The organism is Halobaculum saliterrae, assembly GCF_009831625.1.
In the GTDB taxonomy this organism is placed as follows: domain Archaea; phylum Halobacteriota; class Halobacteria; order Halobacteriales; family Haloferacaceae; genus Halobaculum; species Halobaculum saliterrae.
In genome coordinates this window covers 1-16,195 of the sequence record NZ_WUUS01000014.1, presented here as the reverse complement: position 1 = coordinate 16,195, position 16,195 = coordinate 1, and the positions used below count along the sequence as shown (strand labels likewise).

Annotated in this window: 13 protein-coding genes and 1 pseudogene; 6 read left to right on the top strand and 8 right to left on the bottom strand. The window is 54.5% G+C overall.

The features are described 5' to 3' along the window. The first annotated feature begins 4 nt into the window (after positions 1-4). Together GRX01_RS17795 and GRX01_RS17790 are read left to right on the top strand one after the other, a co-directional pair. Positions 5-250, top strand: a complete 246-nt coding sequence (locus tag GRX01_RS17795) for a hypothetical protein (protein WP_159670940.1) — start codon at positions 5-7, stop codon at positions 248-250. A 1-nt stretch (position 251) separates the two neighbouring features. After that, positions 252-686, top strand: coding sequence for a hypothetical protein (locus GRX01_RS17790; RefSeq protein WP_159670938.1), 435 nt, complete (start codon positions 252-254; stop codon positions 684-686). 15 nt (positions 687-701) lie between these two features. Here the strand turns inward: GRX01_RS17790 and GRX01_RS17785 are convergent, their stop codons facing one another. The 3 genes from GRX01_RS17785 to GRX01_RS17775 all read right to left on the bottom strand — a co-directional run bounded on the left by GRX01_RS17785 (position 702) and on the right by GRX01_RS17775 (position 6,692). Then, a complete protein-coding gene (locus GRX01_RS17785; protein ID WP_159670935.1) occupies positions 702-1,250 on the bottom strand; it encodes a TATA-box-binding protein in 549 nt (182 codons plus the stop codon). Beyond that, entirely contained in the window at positions 1,250-4,198 is a 2,949-nt protein-coding gene (locus GRX01_RS17780) for an HsdM family class I SAM-dependent methyltransferase (protein WP_159670933.1), read from the bottom strand. Before GRX01_RS17780 ends, GRX01_RS17785 begins: the two co-directional genes overlap by 1 nt. 76 nt (positions 4,199-4,274) lie before the next feature. Next, the gene (locus GRX01_RS17775) at positions 4,275-6,692 is read right to left on the bottom strand and encodes a DUF262 domain-containing protein (RefSeq protein ID WP_159670931.1); all 2,418 of its coding nucleotides are present in this window, start codon (positions 6,690-6,692) and stop codon (positions 4,275-4,277) included. A 73-nt stretch (positions 6,693-6,765) separates the two neighbouring features. Here GRX01_RS17775 and GRX01_RS17770 point away from each other — a divergent pair, with 73 nt between their 5' ends. Both GRX01_RS17770 and GRX01_RS17765 read left to right on the top strand, forming a co-directional pair. Further along, positions 6,766-7,455, top strand: a complete 690-nt coding sequence (locus tag GRX01_RS17770) for a hypothetical protein (protein WP_159670929.1) — start codon at positions 6,766-6,768, stop codon at positions 7,453-7,455. A gap of 24 nt (positions 7,456-7,479) precedes the next feature. Beyond that, a complete protein-coding gene (locus GRX01_RS17765) occupies positions 7,480-9,033 on the top strand; it encodes a hypothetical protein (protein WP_201289647.1) in 1,554 nt (517 codons plus the stop codon). Between the two features lie 153 nt (positions 9,034-9,186). On the opposite strand, the gene GRX01_RS17760 is transcribed toward GRX01_RS17765, so the two are convergent. After that, a complete protein-coding gene (locus GRX01_RS17760; RefSeq protein ID WP_159670927.1) occupies positions 9,187-10,041 on the bottom strand; it encodes a hypothetical protein in 855 nt (284 codons plus the stop codon). 1,749 nt (positions 10,042-11,790) lie between these two features. Between GRX01_RS17760 and GRX01_RS17755 the strand changes: the two genes are divergently transcribed. Next, positions 11,791-12,075: a hypothetical protein gene (locus GRX01_RS17755; RefSeq protein ID WP_159670925.1), complete on the top strand. Its 285-nt coding sequence runs from the start codon at positions 11,791-11,793 to the stop codon at positions 12,073-12,075. Between the two features lie 212 nt (positions 12,076-12,287). Here GRX01_RS17755 and GRX01_RS17750 read toward each other — a convergent pair whose 3' ends face one another. From GRX01_RS17750 to GRX01_RS17735, 4 genes are all read right to left on the bottom strand, one after another. Continuing rightward, on the bottom strand, positions 12,288-12,962 hold the full coding sequence (locus GRX01_RS17750) for an RNA polymerase subunit sigma-70 (RefSeq protein WP_159670923.1): 675 nt from the start codon (positions 12,960-12,962) through the stop codon (positions 12,288-12,290). A gap of 181 nt (positions 12,963-13,143) precedes the next feature. Next, positions 13,144-13,440 carry a hypothetical protein gene (locus GRX01_RS17745; RefSeq protein ID WP_159670921.1) on the bottom strand — a complete coding sequence of 99 codons (297 nt, stop codon included), beginning with the start codon at positions 13,438-13,440 and terminating at the stop codon, positions 13,144-13,146. A gap of 91 nt (positions 13,441-13,531) precedes the next feature. Beyond that, complete coding sequence (locus GRX01_RS17740) at positions 13,532-13,912, bottom strand: hypothetical protein (protein WP_159670919.1); 381 nt, start codon at positions 13,910-13,912, stop codon at positions 13,532-13,534. 293 nt (positions 13,913-14,205) lie between these two features. Then, entirely contained in the window at positions 14,206-15,432 is a 1,227-nt protein-coding gene (locus tag GRX01_RS17735) for an orc1/cdc6 family replication initiation protein (protein WP_159670916.1), read from the bottom strand. A gap of 556 nt (positions 15,433-15,988) precedes the next feature. Here GRX01_RS17735 and GRX01_RS17730 point away from each other — a divergent pair. Then, positions 15,989-16,195: pseudogene (locus GRX01_RS17730) on the top strand (hypothetical protein); the annotation flags it as partial.

The window sequence follows — 16,195 nt, the reverse complement described above, 5'->3', positions numbered from 1 at the left end:
AATAATGGCAGGTGACGTCCGCAACCCGCTTGGAGACCTGAAGGGTTACCAGTTCTGGGCAGTTGTCGGGATACTCACGATCATTGTTCCCCGGATTCTCCTCGCCTATGATATCCCTCTCGGAATATTCACCCTCCATCTCTGGGAAAATCCGCAGGCTACGATTCTGCTTAATGACGCCCTCGGCTTTCTCATCACCCTGAGCGCGTACTTCACTTACAAGGATTTCGTGAACGCATCCTCTGCCTGATATGGCATACGGACAGCCCCGTCAAGAACCAGATCCCGCTTCCGCCGCTGGCATCATCGCCGGGTTCGGTGAAGGAATCGCAGTCGCGTTCGTTAACAAAATCGTGGTCGTTATTTTCACCCAACTCGCTGCCATTCAGCAATCCCTCAATCCAGAGACGACGCTCGTAGACCTCGGTACGATCTTTACTGCATGGGGTATCGCCTACTTTTTCATTGCCTATGTCGCTCCAATCATCGCTGCGTACGTGTGGGCCGACAAGGCCGGAGTCGCCGTGTATGGCGTAGGGTGGCTCGGAACTACGATCTTCCTTAACGGCGGCTTCACACTTGGTGTAGTTTTGTTGATTGTCGCTAGCCTGCTGGTCGTCATCGTAGACGTGCTGAAGAATGCGGGGAACAATCGACAGGGTGGTCGGGGACATCCGCCGGTTTGATACATCTACCCCTCATTAGATCTGTTTTTCAGCCCCAATCTGCTCTACCAGCCAGTTGAACGCATCAAACGCTCCTTCAACCGTTGACGTACCTGGAATAACCACCCGACCCGATGAGAAGATTAGAAATACACTCTCCATCTCGTCTGGTCGGTAAACCATCCCTGGGAATTGCTCTGGCTCATACTCCACCCGTTCAAGACCGAACTGGATAGCTAACCGGTTCAAATCAATCGTTTTCTCTAGATCTCCAACGACAACCACATTCTTCACCGCAAACGTGACCTCCACGTCCTCAACACCTATTCTCTCCAGTTCCCCGATAAACCAATCCCGCGCCCCCTCAGCGTCCTCCACGGACTTTGCACCCGAGATATGGTAGCTTCCAGACTCGTACACGGTAACGAGGGGACCATCCTCGTGTTCCCGAATGTAGGCAGTCGGCGTTTTGTATTCACCCGTCTGTGACTTCACCTCGTTAGCGTCGATATCCTCACCAACGGCTCGAATGTTCAATTCACGGCCCAACGCCCCCGACGCGACGACATTCACTACTTCAGGCATCACATAAAGTCGCTGAGTTCGGCCTCTTCCTCCGCTTCCGTGCCAACAGTAAATGTATGGGTGCCAACGTCCTCTAACGTGTCCACGCGACTGACCATCACCTCTGACGTGGTCCCCCGGTCGTTACGTTCCTGCGTCACTGCCTCCCGAATCTCCTGAAGCTCGTCCACGTCCGTCTCGACATCCATAATCTCAAGAATTACTTCATCAAGTTCGTCCTGTGCTCCCTCAACACCGGACTCCCACTCGATGAATGCATCCTTAATCGCCTGCTTTTGATCGTCGTCCAGTTGCCGAACATCCAGGACGGGTAAACTCACTAGGTCTCCCTTGGACAGTTCGAGCATTCCGCGCCCCTCGCTACGCCCGAGCGTTTCGACGGCGGCCTGGTATACGGTGGAATTCAACACGCCGAGCAGCACCTTCGTGTCTACGCCGCGTGCTGGATGGAGACGGTATAGGCGGTTGTTAGCCGCGATGTTGTCGACATTGCGCAGACAGAACAGTCTGTACTTGAATCCCTTCGGATGGAGTATGTCAGCACGTTCCAACTCACCAACATCGAACCATACGTCACGGGCAGCGCACGTCCGCTTCTCGTTGACACCTTGTGCTTCCCCCTCTCGGATATAGTCCCATAGAGCGGTATACCCGTCCTCACGAAGCCGAGATTTCACGCGCTCCTCCAAGTCCGACTGTTGGAGGTTCCCACTCGACTTCACCTCCTCGACGTAGTCATGAGTGTCAAGAAGATACACGTCCGTGGAGTCCTCGGTAAGCTTCGTTTGGGGCTCCATCTGCTTGATCCACCGGATCACAGGAGTGAGGAACCGCTCATCTATCCCGCGTGACTTGGCGTCCTCCTCGTCAATTAGGAAGAAGTCGTTGTCACCAGTCGTCACGCCACGACTGGAGTCTCGGAGAAGATTCTTCAGCGAGGTGGTATGCGGATTTTCGAGGAGCTCGATGAACTCTTGCGGAGCTGAGAGGAAGTGACCGAGTTTGGACGACTCACGCTCCATCAAGTACTCCTGGCGCACAGCAACCGTCCGGTACGAGTCGCGCGTCAACACCATCATCTCACGACTACCATCCAAGTCGATCTCGTACTCCACGGTATCAACGATGTCCTCGGCATCCATCTCCTCCTTAATCCGGATGAAGTTGACCACATTATTTCGACGTTCCTCTTCGTCGTCACACCGCTCGATCATCAGCAGCGCACCGTCGACGAATGCGTCCTCGAAAGCCCGCGCCCCGAACGCCACCACGGCTCGAATCTTGTAATAGTCGTGAAGGAACTCTTGGAATTCCTCACCATACCCGGTCATCATCCACTTTGTCGGGACGATGTATCCAAGCCGCCCGTTGTCGTTTAGGAACTGCGTGGCATGAGTGATGAAGTAAATATAAGCGTCACACCGTTTGCTGAACCGCTTATCGCCATCGTAGTACGGATTCGATCCCTCCGGCCCAAGTTGTTTGAGATGCTTCCGAAAGTGTTCCTTGTCGGGATACAGACGCCTTTGATCGATGTACGGCGGATTACCGATGGCCGCATCGAACAGTCCCACCTCCCCGTCGTCAGCCTCCGCGTGAACTTTTGAGCTGAAGAGCGCGTCAACATCCGGTGAAATGTTGAAGAAGCTGTCGTGGTGCGTGTGGATGCGGTCGGTCTTCTCGCTGACGTTCTGCGAGGCGACGTTTAGCGCAGTGAGATGAAGTGGGAACTTGTTGATGTCGATGGAGACGAGATGATCTACAATCTCCTGATGAGAGGGCTGCGAGGGCAGCTGTTCCAGCTGCTGGTACGCCTCGACGGTGAATGTCCCACTCCCCGACGCAGGATCCAGAACACGCGGAATACCATCATTCGAACGGTCAGGAATTGCCCACGACGCAAGTGTCTCGGCGATTTTCGGCGGAGTGTAGTATTGGCCGAGCATCTTCCGCTCGTCCGCGGGAATTAGTTCCTCGTAAATCTCCCCAAGAAGGTCTTCATCCAGCCGCGTGATCGACTCCGCCTCGATGTTCTCCAAGAAGTCCTGCAGAGTCGTTAGTGTCTTCCGATTCTGCGGGAAATCAGAGAACAGGCTCGCCCCATCGTCGAAGATAGGTTCGTAGTCGATTTCCTTAATGATCGTCTCAAACTGGTTTTGGAGGTGATTCTCGAGGTTCTCGAGGGTAGTGTGCCCGTGGAGCGGATCAAGCTCGAATCCGCTCTCCGTCTCGATCTCAGCCACACTTTCGCCCACCTCGGGATCGTACGTGCTTTTCGTCTTTTCGCGGATGACCTCGTAGAACAGCACCTTGTTCGTCAGCAGATAGGCGTATTGCTTTCCCGCTACCTCGTACTGCTCTTCTTCATCCAGGTCCGTGTAGTCGTTCTCCTGCACCCACTCGTCAAACTGTTGCGTGAACCGCTCGTTGCTCCCATACTTCTCGCGAGCCAATCCCTTGTATGTCGGCCAAATCGAGCTGTGGAAGGAGCGGAGAACCCCAACGATACGCTCGCGCTCGGTCTGATCCGGCAGCGATTGCGCTTCATGGACGTGTTCGACAACCCCGAGAAGCTGCGGAATCGCCTCAGACAAGTCGACATCTCGGAGATTGAAGTAGTAGAAGTCTATGTCGCTGACCTCGATCTCCCCTTGGTAGTGGAAGAGGAACAGGTCATTCGAGTTACACGTGGCGAAGAAATCTGCATCCAAATCCTCTGTGTACTCGCGTGCCTGCTTGATGACCTCCTTATCACGAGGGTAAATGTCGTCCCGCTTGACTTCAATAACCAGTTCACCGTTTAGAGCAGATGGAACGTAGATATCCGCAAAACCCGATTCAGTTGTTTTTTCTGATACAGGCTCATCGAAAAGAGTGTCATTATCTTCAACATAGTCAAGAAGACGAGTGTACAGGATCCCATGGAACTTCGCCTCTTTTGCACTCATTGTTTAACTGACTCCCCACCCAACCATCAAAATTGTAACGACGCAGGACTACGTATTCTCAAAGGAGTTGAGATGCTCAGTCCCCGAGTATCGACCGAGTGATCCCGGCGAGATTCGGAGCTTCTAGCGAGGACCCACAGACGCACTCGTACATCTCTGTGTCATCCTCTCCATCGGAGATGCGAGTGTAGAGCGCGCCACAGGAGCACTGTGGGAGTTCGGTTACCCCATCGGCGCCGGAACTCGGCATATCCGCGTCACCCTGCCGGACGAGTTTCACTCGCGAAGGATCCGCGTCGACGTCCTCCGCATACGTCCGTTGTGCATCATCACGGATGGTGAACGCGGTGTCCGTCCTCGGATCAGTGGCTGCCTCCTCAGCTGCGTCGGAACTTCCCTGTGCCATCGTAACGACAGCCGCCGATTCGCCACTCCAGTGTTCGAGCGCGAAGGCCACGATATCCCGCGCTCGTGCGTCCAGCGCGTCGACGTCCCAACCCACTGCTGGAGCTGGGAGGTCGTCACCAAGAATCTCCATCTGCGCGTCTTGGTAGATCTCCTCGTACTTTGTCGCATAATCGTCGTTCGACGCTGACGGATTATCCTTCGGCCCGAGAAGAGCGAGATTCCCCAACCGATTCACGTTCTCCTCGTGATTTTCAAGCTCCGCAGCGCTGGTCTCCGGCGTTCGCGGCGCGATGTGCTCGATCGTGAACTCGTCGAGGTCCATCACGCTGGGGAGCATTTTCAGCGACGTATCCGTGTTCTTCTCCTGGCGAAGGTGCTTCTCGTACTCGAACAACAGGAACCGGATCGCACCCTTGTTGCAGAAGCCCGGCCAGCCCCGGGTGTCGCTCCCTTGGATGATGTCCGACCGCGTCAGGTACTCGACGAAGTCGTTGTCGGGGCAGTGCCGGCCGATGTAATTGTCGAGATACGCCGTCACCTCGTCGACGGCGACAGCTGGGTTCTCGTAGGGCGGGTCAACGACTGCTTCACCGAACAGGTCCTCGACGAAACCGTCCTCGAACTCGGAGGCGTAGAGCCGGTGTGCTGCCTCCTTGAACTCGCGGCGTGCGGTCCGTTGCGATCGTTTGGCGACCTGGTAGACGCGGAACGAATAGACCTCACAGAGCGTTGCGATCCGCGCGAACTCCGGGCTGTCAGCATCGTATCGCTCGATGGCTGCGATGATGAGCGGCGCGATATTGGAGAAGTTGATGTTGTGAAGGGACTTAACGCGAGCCTGAACCTGGGGCGAGACGTCGGTTTGCCGGTTGAAAACGTCGAGGTAATTCGCTTGGACGTAGGACTTGGAGACGCTCGAGAGTGTATCGACGTAGTTGTTGACCCACGTCGCGACCTCTTCTGGATCCCGTTCGAGGGGAATATGGCGGGGTGATTCCTTGATACGCCGGTGGATTGGCGTCGGGCCAGATCGGTTCTTGCGGACCTTCTTGTACTCTCCCGTAAAGAGCTCCCAGTGGAACTGAACCAGTTGGTCGATATCGTCATCATCGGTGGCGTACTGGGCTACTGTTTCGACGGCGTCGTTGAATCGACGGGCGACCGCTTCCGAGTCCAAGGTGTCGAATTCACCGGAGACGTAGATCAGGTACGATTTGACCTTGTCGGCAAGGGTGATATCCCGCCCTCGGTCGTTGACAGCCTCGAAGAGCCGACCTGCCTCGTCCGTGCTCTCGACCTCTTGGGAGGTGAGTTTGAATTGGGAGGTGAGAACACCCGTATACCGCTTGATGGCCGTATAGTATTCAAGAAGATCTGCTTCCGTAGCCTGTCCCAGGTCTTCATCACCGAGGAAGAGTTCCCGCTTCTCACGGATCCACTTCTGGATGATCTCTTTCGCTCTGGCCAGCTTCTTCTCCGGGACAAGCCGCTCGTCATCGTCAAGGATCGTCTGTGGCTCACCTTGGTCGATGATGAGTTCTGCATACGCTGCTTCAGTGAGTTCCCCGGGCTCGAGATGGCGGCCCTCCTTCCGGTCGCCAAGCTTGAGATAGTTCTCCGTGTAGTTCGTCGCGAGATAGCCGGGGAGCCGGACGACACCTTCCGGGAGATCCTCCTTGCCAAGCCCCGCAGCATCGAATGCATCCGCGATCGCCTCGAGCTCCTCCACGATACACGCGATGAAGACGTTGGTCGTCGTGAGCCGCTGTTGCCCGTCAATTATGTCGTAGACGGTCCACTCCGATCCCATCATGTCCTGCTTGCCTCTCGCGTTGAGAACCAACGTCCCGAAGTAGTGGTAGACGTCTGAATTCCCGTTCGTGTCGTTGCTGTCCGCATCAGATGAGGCAGTAGTCACGCTACGAGCGTTCGGAGAGCCGTAGCGCCGGCGATAGACGTAGTCAATATCGTTCAGGAGGTCCTCGACCTGCTGCGGTTCCCAAGCATAGCTGCGCTGATAGAGTGGGACTTGTAATTTTGCGTCCGAGAAGACCTGTGAGACTGTTTTTTGATCCGCCTTCGGCATGTTAGCAGGTGTTTAAATGCCGCCGTAATAAATTCCTGTACCGACAGGGGACCAACACCTCACCTACGAACGTATGCTATCAGGTTTTTACGCCGCACTTGCTACTTCGGCAAGTGTCTTTATCGGGATTCTGACCGCCCTCTTAGTCAGTAACCTCTCGAATCTCAAGGCCGAACGTCACTGGATCAACCGCCGGCTCGAGGAGATCGACGCCAAGCTTCGCGGCCTCGACAGCGAACAGACCGAAATCGAGGACAAGACCCACAGTATTGACGAGCCTCGGTATGTCGAAAAGCCTCGGTTCTCGCCGGAACGGAAGTTCTATCGCGAGTCAGAGGAGTCGCAGGCGGCGAACGTCCAAGCCGACATCCAGAGCGCCAGACGGCACAATCGAAATCATCGCCGCTGGCTCCAGCTTCGGAGTCGACGGGAAGCACTCACCGACGAACGACAGCGACTCGTGAGTCGATACGAAGCCCTTGACCCAGCGAATGTAACAGGAACTCTCAAAGCGAGTGTGATCGCGATTCTCCTGGCGGTCGTTGTGCCTTCGCTCGCGTACCTCCTTCGGGTGTTGGGACTAGCAACCGAGTTCGGATCAGCGAGAGTGCGCTCGATAGCTGTGTTCGCAGCGTGGGTGTGTGGTCTCAGCTACGTATTCCTACACCTCTATCGAGAAATTTCGGAAGTATCGGACGAGTCACCCAAGCGGTCAGTCGATAATGACACGACGGACACGGCGGATGAGAATCAGCCGGTCTAACGGGCAACTAAGTGGGAGGATAGAGTGGTCCTCGATAGAATGCCACCTGAGTGGGGCGCTGATGTGCGCCCGCTAATCAAAGAGGGAGTCCGTGCCGTCATCGAACGGCACTCCGATGTGGATGTCGACCCACCTACACGGACGTTCCATCAGCTGAGTACTGGCGGGTTTATGCAGAACACTGAGGAGGTCACGGTTCCTGTCCCTGGTGACTTCTTCGACGACAAGGACGTCTTCGACAATCTCTATGCTGGGGAATTTGCAGAGGCGTCCCAGCTCATCTATGATCAGCTCCTGGATCCCCCCGACGACGATCAGTTATCCGAAGCCAACCGTATCGAGTCTATCGAACGGGGACTGTTCGAGTTCGTCGGTGTCGTGTTGAATTACGCCGGCGAGTTTCAGTTTGACGAGGATGCCTTCGCAACCGCCTTCGAGGAGCAGTTCGAGCCCCGGTTCACCGATCGCGAGTACTCCCGATTCCTGCTCGTTCTGAAGAACACCTCCATCGAGCCAGACATCACGATCAACCTCGAAACGGAGATCCAGGGTAGTCCGGACTATCTGGGACCATACGCCGTTGACACGCTCCGGATTCGTCCCTTAGACCGTCTGGAGGAAGCCGGAATCGCGACGCACGAAGCCCCGGGGACGAGCGTCCTCGAGCCAGTCGAGACGCTCGATGCAGGCGGCCCGAACGCAGCGCTAGAAATCGTCCTCCGTCGACGCCGGCCCTATCGGGATATCGCTCGCGATATCGATGACACCGAAATCTCCCCCTGGGAACGTCCCGACTTCGACGTCACACCGGCCGATGTCTATCCCTGGCAACAACTGACCGATGTGGTCGAATATCTTGCAACGAGCGTTCGTCGGTGTCTGCGGCTTCTCTGCCCGATGGGGACTGTTGGCTACGAGAAGGGCTACAACGTAGTTCCAGGCTGGGAAACGTACCGTGGAATTGCGGCACCAGTCACTTTCGAGCTCGAATTCGAGTGTCCGAGTTCGACGACAAGAACGCATATCGCTGAAGATCGTGCCCTGGAGATCCCTCGGCTGTGGAAAGATCATCGACGTCGAATCGCACCCGGCCATGACAAGTTTCAGAACCCGCTGGCTCGGTTCGAGCGAATGTTCAGCCGGGAGTCCCTGGAGGATCAATTAGTCGACTGCGTCGTCGGCTGCGAAACGACCGTGCTGAAAGGTGGCTCTCCCGGCGGAAACAGATACCGGCTCGGTGTGCGGACGGCAGTGCTTCTAGGTGAGCAGAACGCTCGGAATTGGCCGTCAAAGCGGACAGGGGAGTTCTTCAGAACGCTGTATGACTACCGGAACGAGGTCGTTCACGAGGATACAACACTCCCAGACGAACCGAGCGATAGTGAGTGGATTACAGTCGAAGACGAGGAATTCCTTGCTAGCACGTTCCTCATCCGTGCTCGCGAACTCTATGCAGATCTCATCCTGGAGTACCTTGATTTAATTGTATCTCAGGATGCGTCCATCGAGGATGTCAATGAACAGATTGACAACCAAACACTTGAGTACGGTACAGAGATTCGCGAACAGCTGTTCTAAATTCATCCAGAAGACTCTATTGAAACCCATCAGAGTTGATATTCAGGAGATCGACTCTTCAGCGTAGATCACATAGTTCCAATTGAAGACTAGATTCTCGGCAAACCGCAAGACAGCAAGAGAGGTTCAACAGAGCCAATAATTGCTACCTGATTATTCAACCCTGCGCAACTGCTCTCGGCCTAACGCATAGAGGTTCCCTGGATCGTCAAGTTCGACATCATCGGGATTGTCTGGGTCGATAGCAACTGTGTCTAATCCAATATCGATGAAAATCACCTTCATCGGGGGGCCACTGGCTTCATTTTCCCCACCGTCTGTAATTGGATCCCCTGAGTCATCGACGAGGGAGTTTTCACTCCTACCAGAGGTGAACGTAGCGTCCCGCTGCTCTTCGAACATATATCGAAGCATCCTATCGAGCTCATCGCCAGACTCGAAGGGTTGACCATACTGCCGCCTGACCATACTGATGAGTCGATTCGAGTATTCATTCACGTCCCATGGCTCTTTACGTGGAAGTGTATAGATCGTAGGATCGGACTCTTCGTCGTAGATGTACCACTTCGAGCGATCAACTGTCTCAAAGAACGGTGGGAGGAAGTTGCTGGCGAAAATGTAGGTAGTCAAGCTTTTGTTTTCCTTTTCGATCGAGAATGTCTCGTCAGCATCTTTCCAGACAAATTCGAAGTCTGGGAGGTTGTCGAGCAAGTAGAATTGGTGCAGATCTGGCTTCCACACGCGGTCTGTTCGCTTGCCGTATTTTCCTTTCTTGAATTTCGCCTGAGCAATTGATGCGCGGCGTTCAACCACCTGCCCCGATTCGAAGAAATTCAAGATATAGAGGAGATCTCCCAATTCGGGGTTTGTATTAGGCACATATTCCGGTCGGTCAAACGTGACGTACGGCGATTGGTGAAGCTCTTTGACCTGAATACGGGCAGATTGGGAACCGACCGAACAACTGATATTGTCGAGTTGCTGGACAGCGATATCGATGAAGTTCACCTCGTCGTCGAATTTCTGGTAGACTTTCTCTTCGATTTTGGGGAGTCGGCTTCGTAATTCGTCGATGAGCCCATCAGAAGGCCGATTTTTCATTTTTCTAAAATAAGTGAATCAAACGCAGTGTAATATAACTACCACATCTTGAGCGAGAAAAGTGGAGAGATAATTCATTGAGCCAAGTGAAATGCCTGCACGACGAACCGGTCCAACAGCGAGTGAACCGACTCGTGAACGGGAATATGGATCGGCTTTCGGATCGGGTCACAACCGTTGTTGAGCGGCAATACAGTGGCGAGGTAAAATTCCAACCGAGCAACGCGATATCGATCAGGAGTCACTCAACAGCTATCTCTACCGGCTTGACGAGGAGGGGACTGACCTTTCGACACACAGAATCGGACGTTCATACATACTATGCTTGGACGACCAGAACGAGGTAATATCAACTCCTGAAGGAGGGAAAATCAAGAGGTAGTAATAGCCGATAGTCGTGGGAGTAGCGTGGGCTAAATTGGGGGACTCCGACACGGTTACGGTGGTTTCAAGCACGGTGACTGTCTACGGTTGGTAATAACGAGATAATGTCGAGTGTGATGGAACAGTGCGATCAGTTCAGGTAATCGATCAGTCCTCGGGGAATACAACACGGGTTGAGCATGTCATTGGCGTGGATGAGTCTGGTCGAGTAGTTGGACCAGAACCATTTGCCCTTGCAGTAGTTCGGTGTCCTCGTGAGAATAGTGAACGGCTCGCGGAGTTGCTTTTAGAGCATAATCTGGCCCCGTGGCAAGCGAAATCACAGACGCTCGTTGAAAATGCGACACCGGCTGAACGAAATCAGCGAGTGCATAGCTTTATCGAGTCGCTGACCGAGGAATCGATTCCGTGGAGTGTGGCTGTTGGGCGGTCACAGGAGTCGATCCATCATAAGGCAGCGGCAGTCTGTGTTCTCGCAAAAAAGACGATCACATCCGTGGACGAATTCAGCGGTGATTCAATCCTGATTCCGGATGGGGCACCGAGTATGTATGGCGATAGCCAAGCCCATCTCCGAACGCAAGCATCTCAGATCTTCGACGGATCGTTTCAGTCGACGTTTGGTGGTGTATACGTGACTGGGCTTCCGAAAGCGGATCTCACGTATCCTGAGGTCACAGCGGCTGACTATATCGCGGGCTACGTCCGAAACGTAATCGACGAAGGAACTGAGCAGGTTCATACGCTACCCGAGGAAGTTGTGCGATTCGATACAAACTGGCGTGAGCCATCGGTATCTCCCGTCCCATTCTATCGAATCCGCGGCGTCGGAGGTGACTACGGGGCACTTGAACGGACTCGCGTCGCGGCGTGGATCAAAGGGCGACACCCCGATAATGATGGGTTCGACGTGAGTTCCCAGTGGGAAAATACAGTACAGATGCTCGAGTCGCAACAACTCCGAAGATATCTCTTGGAGACGATTGCGCCGTAGGATCGGACGTCATCAGGACGTGGGCCACTACCCCACGTCCCTAACCGGATCAGTCCCGAGGGTTCAACCCAGCGGGCCTGGTCCGCGTCCTCATTCTTCCTTAGCCGGCGAACGCCGATAAGCCTTTACCTGCGAATCCCAGTATAGCCTATGCTAGCAATCAAGGGATTGCCAACATAGGCAAGCCACGGAATCCCGGAGACCACTGGTCCGGGATATCGTGGTGAACACGAGGCTACCAACATATGCCCATGCGACCCGAAATCACGGACCGAGATATGGAGTTGCGGATTAAGGGACACCTCTACGAAATTCAAGAGATCAACGACGAGGTGATCGGTGGACAGCAGGGACTACCCATGGCAAAAATGGGGTATCAGACGACGCTTATGAACGTCGCCGAGTGTGCTGACGCCGACGTCGTCGACGAAGTTGCCACCTACATCAAGGAATATATCGACGATTATGGAGAGCGGCCGCCAAATCGAAAAGTTCGGCGCACCGCTCGAACGAAAGTGACACAAGCTGAGTACCCAGCCAATCAGTACCTGAATTCCGCGTAAGCCGCTGGCTACAGCAATAGGTGAAGAGTGGAGTCATTGTAGTACGTAGTGTGTGCTAATCCTGGAGGGTCGCGACTGTTCGGCCTGCCTCTTCGGCCTCTTCGCTCCACGACATCCCGTACGTCGCGAGAGCTTCTTCGACTGCGTCGTCCAGACTCATTAGTCAAGCAACACTTAGCTCTGTGAACGGACTAAATCTCGCCCGATTTCCGTTATAACTGACTGCGCTCGGGTTCACCGTAGGCAACGTCAAGATCCAGATTCTCGTACATCCGATTTAAGATCGCCAGCGCTGACTGGAAGTGGGCGTAGTGCTCGCGCATATACTCGATCGTCTCGTCTCTCGGGATCACTGGGTACCCCTCGACGTGTTCGATGTCGAGTGACGGTTGTGAATCGAAGACAATCTGCAACGGTCCGTCCAGCTCCTCTCGGGACTGTCGCTCGAATGCGGTCGGGAGATCGAAGGACTCGAAGAACGCCTCCCAAGCGTCGACGTCTTGGTCACGGACAGTCAGGAACAGCGGATAGTCGTCAGGCTCGCGACCGACCTGGTAGCCGCCTTGGGTCCATACGTAGACGGCGTCGACCCGTGTGAACGCGAACGGCCAGTCACCGAACTGTGGGATGACGTAGGCCTCCTCGATGGTGGGTGAACTGATGCCGGCGCTGGCAGCGACGAGTTCGCGGGCTGCATCGCGCACGCCCTCGTCGACGACAGTGAGGCCGTCGTCATAGGTGACGTAGCCTGCGTCTTCGAGCCGGTTGACGGCTTGTCGCACCGTCTCGTAGGGCGTGTGGAGGTGTTGGGCGACACGGCGGATGGAATCACCACTCTCGATGGCGAGGATAGTCTGTGCCGCCGTATCGTCGAGTACCTCGTACATCTAGTAGTTACCAGTAATCCGGTAACAGTTAAAATTCTTATTTGACTGCCTATTGTGTAAGCCGTATCTTACCTAACACATTAGAATAAGTCTGTTTGGTAAGACTCGGACCACCGTCGCGAACAGCTCAGTCCAATTTTGCGATGCTCAAACCAATCTCAGTCACACAGATTGGCGGGTTTCACCGACGGGCTGCGTCCGTTATGGCTACCACCTCATCGATAAACGCCGTGAGAAGGTCGACAGGGTTGCGATCAGAATCTTCCACCGGTGGCTCCCAGAGTGCGACATCGAACGCTCGAGCAGTCGATGCTTGCCCATCAGTAGCCGTAACCATAAGAACGGCACTCTGGTAGATCACAATCGTCCGGGTATCGTCGACATCGAGATACTCGATCCCAGCGGCCCCGAGCGTATTCGGAATATCCACTTCCGTATCCAGTCTACAGCTCTGTACCGGCTCGCCGTCGTCCGCCATGACAGTTGCTACTCCCCGCCTATACAAGTATACCCGGACGTCGTGGCGGCCTACCGTCCGAGAACCCGCTTCCGTTGAACGCCGCAATGGCTCATCCACCAACAAGGACATACGGTAACTCGGCGTCGATGATTCCGACAAAGTCGGCGACGCGCTTGAGGTAACCGATCTTCGCGAAGAGGACGTCTACGACATCGACGAGCGGGCCTACGTTCGGAAAGCCGAGGTCGACGGCGACATGAAAGAGACATGCCTGCAAGGGCTCAAAGACCAGTTGGCAGCCAGTGAGAACGAGGAAGCCGCAGAACTTCGTGACGAAATTGAAGCTCTCGAAGCCCGGATCGAGGAGTTCACCGGCTTTGACTCTGCACGAGAATTCTATACCGATTCGCAGGCGAATTAGTAGTTGTGAGGAGGAACAGCCGATGCAAACCTGTACCAGGCTACCGTCGTGTGCCGCGTGGTTCAACACAGAGGGGTTCGGTTCACTTACCAAACATACGTGTTGGAGCACTACGGAGTATGTTTAGTAAGACTCGGCAGTAACGGATTACTGCTGTCAACACCCCACCACACACCACTGTTACAAGTGAATCAGCAGTCACCCTCCTGTATATCGATTCAACGACACAGACACACCCCACTGTTACAAGTGAACCACACCACGATTGCGAGTGAACAGCGACAGAATTGACCACACCACGTTTGCAAGTGAACACGAGAAATCGCTCTACGTCGCGGACTTCACTTGCAGCAGTGGTGTGTCTATGCCACGTTATTTATTGACGCGATTTCCCGAATCGTCTCTATTTCGCTGTCTAACCGAAGCACGTCGGACATCGCCTCAACCGCGCTCGTGAATGGGACGTCAAGTTCGTAGCTGTAGTAGTTCCCCCGGGAACCACTCCGGTTCTCGTAGGCTGACAGGATCCCGAGCATCCGGAGATCAGACAGATGATTATGGACGGATCGTTGGGCGAGGGAGTCGGTTCCAGACGAATCACAGAGCGTGATGTACTCCTCGTAAATCTCCCGCGTTCGGCACGGCGTCTCCTCCTTGGCAGCTTTCGAGATGACCGCTAACAGTGCAAGACGCCCGTGCGTCGTTAGCTCACGCATTCCTTCCTCAACACGTTCCTGTTCGAGGCGGGATCGAGCTGCCTCGACGTGGTCACGTTCGATGAGATCCGCTTCACGATTTTCAGCGATCTCGCCGGCCAATCGGAGGAGATCAAGCGCCTGTCGAGCGCTTCCACTGTCGCGAGCAGCGAGAGCCGCACAGAAGTTCAATACGCCCTGCTCAACAGCACCCTCGGTGATCGCGATTTCAGCACGGGATTCAAGAATATTCTCTAGTTCAGGGGCATCATATGGCGGAAACTGTAGTTCTCGTTCACAGAGCGTGTCTTGGACACGAGGATCCAGCTGCTCGCGAAATTTGAAATCGTTACTGATCCCGATGACACCGACCTTCGTTGAGTCGAGGTTGTTGTTCGCTCGAGCTCTCGGGAGTTCGTACAGCAATTCGTCCCGGTCACCAATCGAGTCGACCTCGTCCAAGACGATTAGAATCGTTCCCCCGATCGCCTCAAGTTCCTCGTACAGTTTCTTGAAGACAGTTTGCTGGGGGTAGCCGGTCGAGCTGATTTCACCACCAGCAGGACGGAGTTCGTTCACGAGTTCTACGGCGACTTGATAAGAAGAGTTCAGCGTCTTGCAATTCAACGAGATAACCGAGAGATCGATATCGTCGTATTCTGCGACGTCGTCTCGGAGTCTGTCGAGAAGGTAGTCGGTGACGGCGGTCTTCCCGACGCCGGTATTCCCGTAGAGGAAGATGTTGTTCGGTTCCCACCCGTCGATGACAGGTTGGAGAGCGTCCATATACTCCTCGATCTCCTCGTCCCGCTCCTCGATTTGGTCAGGCTGGTAGGATTCTCCAAGGGCGTCTTTGTTGCGGAAGATGTTCTGCTTCCGCTCGAATCGCCGCATGTCACCGCTTTCTCACGTCTTCCATATAAAACCACCCCTACATCTGTTTCAAGTGAAGGACACAGACACACACCACTGTTACAAGTGAAACACTAGACTAGTAGTAGTAACTGTAGCAACAGTCCACAATTTCAACTAAAGCGTTGACATTTTCGGGTGGTTAATACTGGTCATTTCCGTCCTAGAAACCCTCTTCGTGTTGGAATCGCTGTTTGTATCTCTATCGGCTTATTGTCTCCACTCGTACCCCCCACCTCGAATTTTTGGCTTCACTTGCAAGAGTGGTGTGTCTCTGTCCTTCGGCTCCATTCCGTGATGATTGCTCTAACGCGGCCTGGTCTGGTTTCTACTGATGTCTATCGTGACTATTTAACTTGACACAGAAAGCTCCGGAAACGGTGGAGGGTCGGATACCGAACTTTCCGAAGCTACTGTATTTGCGATAATCAGCCGGTTCAGAGACTCTCGTTGATGATTGCTCGGGAAATGCCGGAGGGTAGTTCTCAAATCTTACCAAACATTTATTCTCCTATAGTTTGTATTGTTAGGTAAGAAGATGCCAACCCGACCCCCAGCTCCCGATTCACTGCCGCAGTACCTCGCCGAGGGCATCCCGAAGCAAGACGACGCGGACTTACGTGCCCTCCAGGACTGGATTGACGACCTCCTCGAGTACCGCCAGGATGTCGCTGCCGAGGACATCGACGCCGGCGAGGGAAAATCGATCGAAGCCGTCGAGGAATCGAGCGGGGGGACCGTGGTG

Excerpts from the sequence above, each read along its gene's own strand:
- GRX01_RS17755 (WP_159670925.1), top strand. The coding sequence starts at position 11,791 with ATGGAGTTGCGGATTAAGGGACACCTCTACGAAATTCAAGAGATCAAC.
- GRX01_RS17775 (WP_159670931.1), bottom strand. The coding sequence starts at position 6,692 with ATGCCGAAGGCGGATCAAAAAACAGTCTCACAGGTCTTCTCGGACGCA.
- GRX01_RS17795 (WP_159670940.1), top strand. The coding sequence starts at position 5 with ATGGCAGGTGACGTCCGCAACCCGCTTGGAGACCTGAAGGGTTACCAG.
- GRX01_RS17780 (WP_159670933.1), bottom strand. The coding sequence starts at position 4,198 with ATGAGTGCAAAAGAGGCGAAGTTCCATGGGATCCTGTACACTCGTCTT.
- GRX01_RS17785 (WP_159670935.1), bottom strand. The coding sequence starts at position 1,250 with ATGCCTGAAGTAGTGAATGTCGTCGCGTCGGGGGCGTTGGGCCGTGAA.
- GRX01_RS17735 (WP_159670916.1), bottom strand. The coding sequence starts at position 15,432 with ATGCGGCGATTCGAGCGGAAGCAGAACATCTTCCGCAACAAAGACGCC.
- GRX01_RS17745 (WP_159670921.1), bottom strand. The coding sequence starts at position 13,440 with ATGGCGGACGACGGCGAGCCGGTACAGAGCTGTAGACTGGATACGGAA.
- GRX01_RS17750 (WP_159670923.1), bottom strand. The coding sequence starts at position 12,962 with ATGTACGAGGTACTCGACGATACGGCGGCACAGACTATCCTCGCCATC.
- GRX01_RS17790 (WP_159670938.1), top strand. The coding sequence starts at position 252 with ATGGCATACGGACAGCCCCGTCAAGAACCAGATCCCGCTTCCGCCGCT.
- GRX01_RS17770 (WP_159670929.1), top strand. The coding sequence starts at position 6,766 with ATGCTATCAGGTTTTTACGCCGCACTTGCTACTTCGGCAAGTGTCTTT.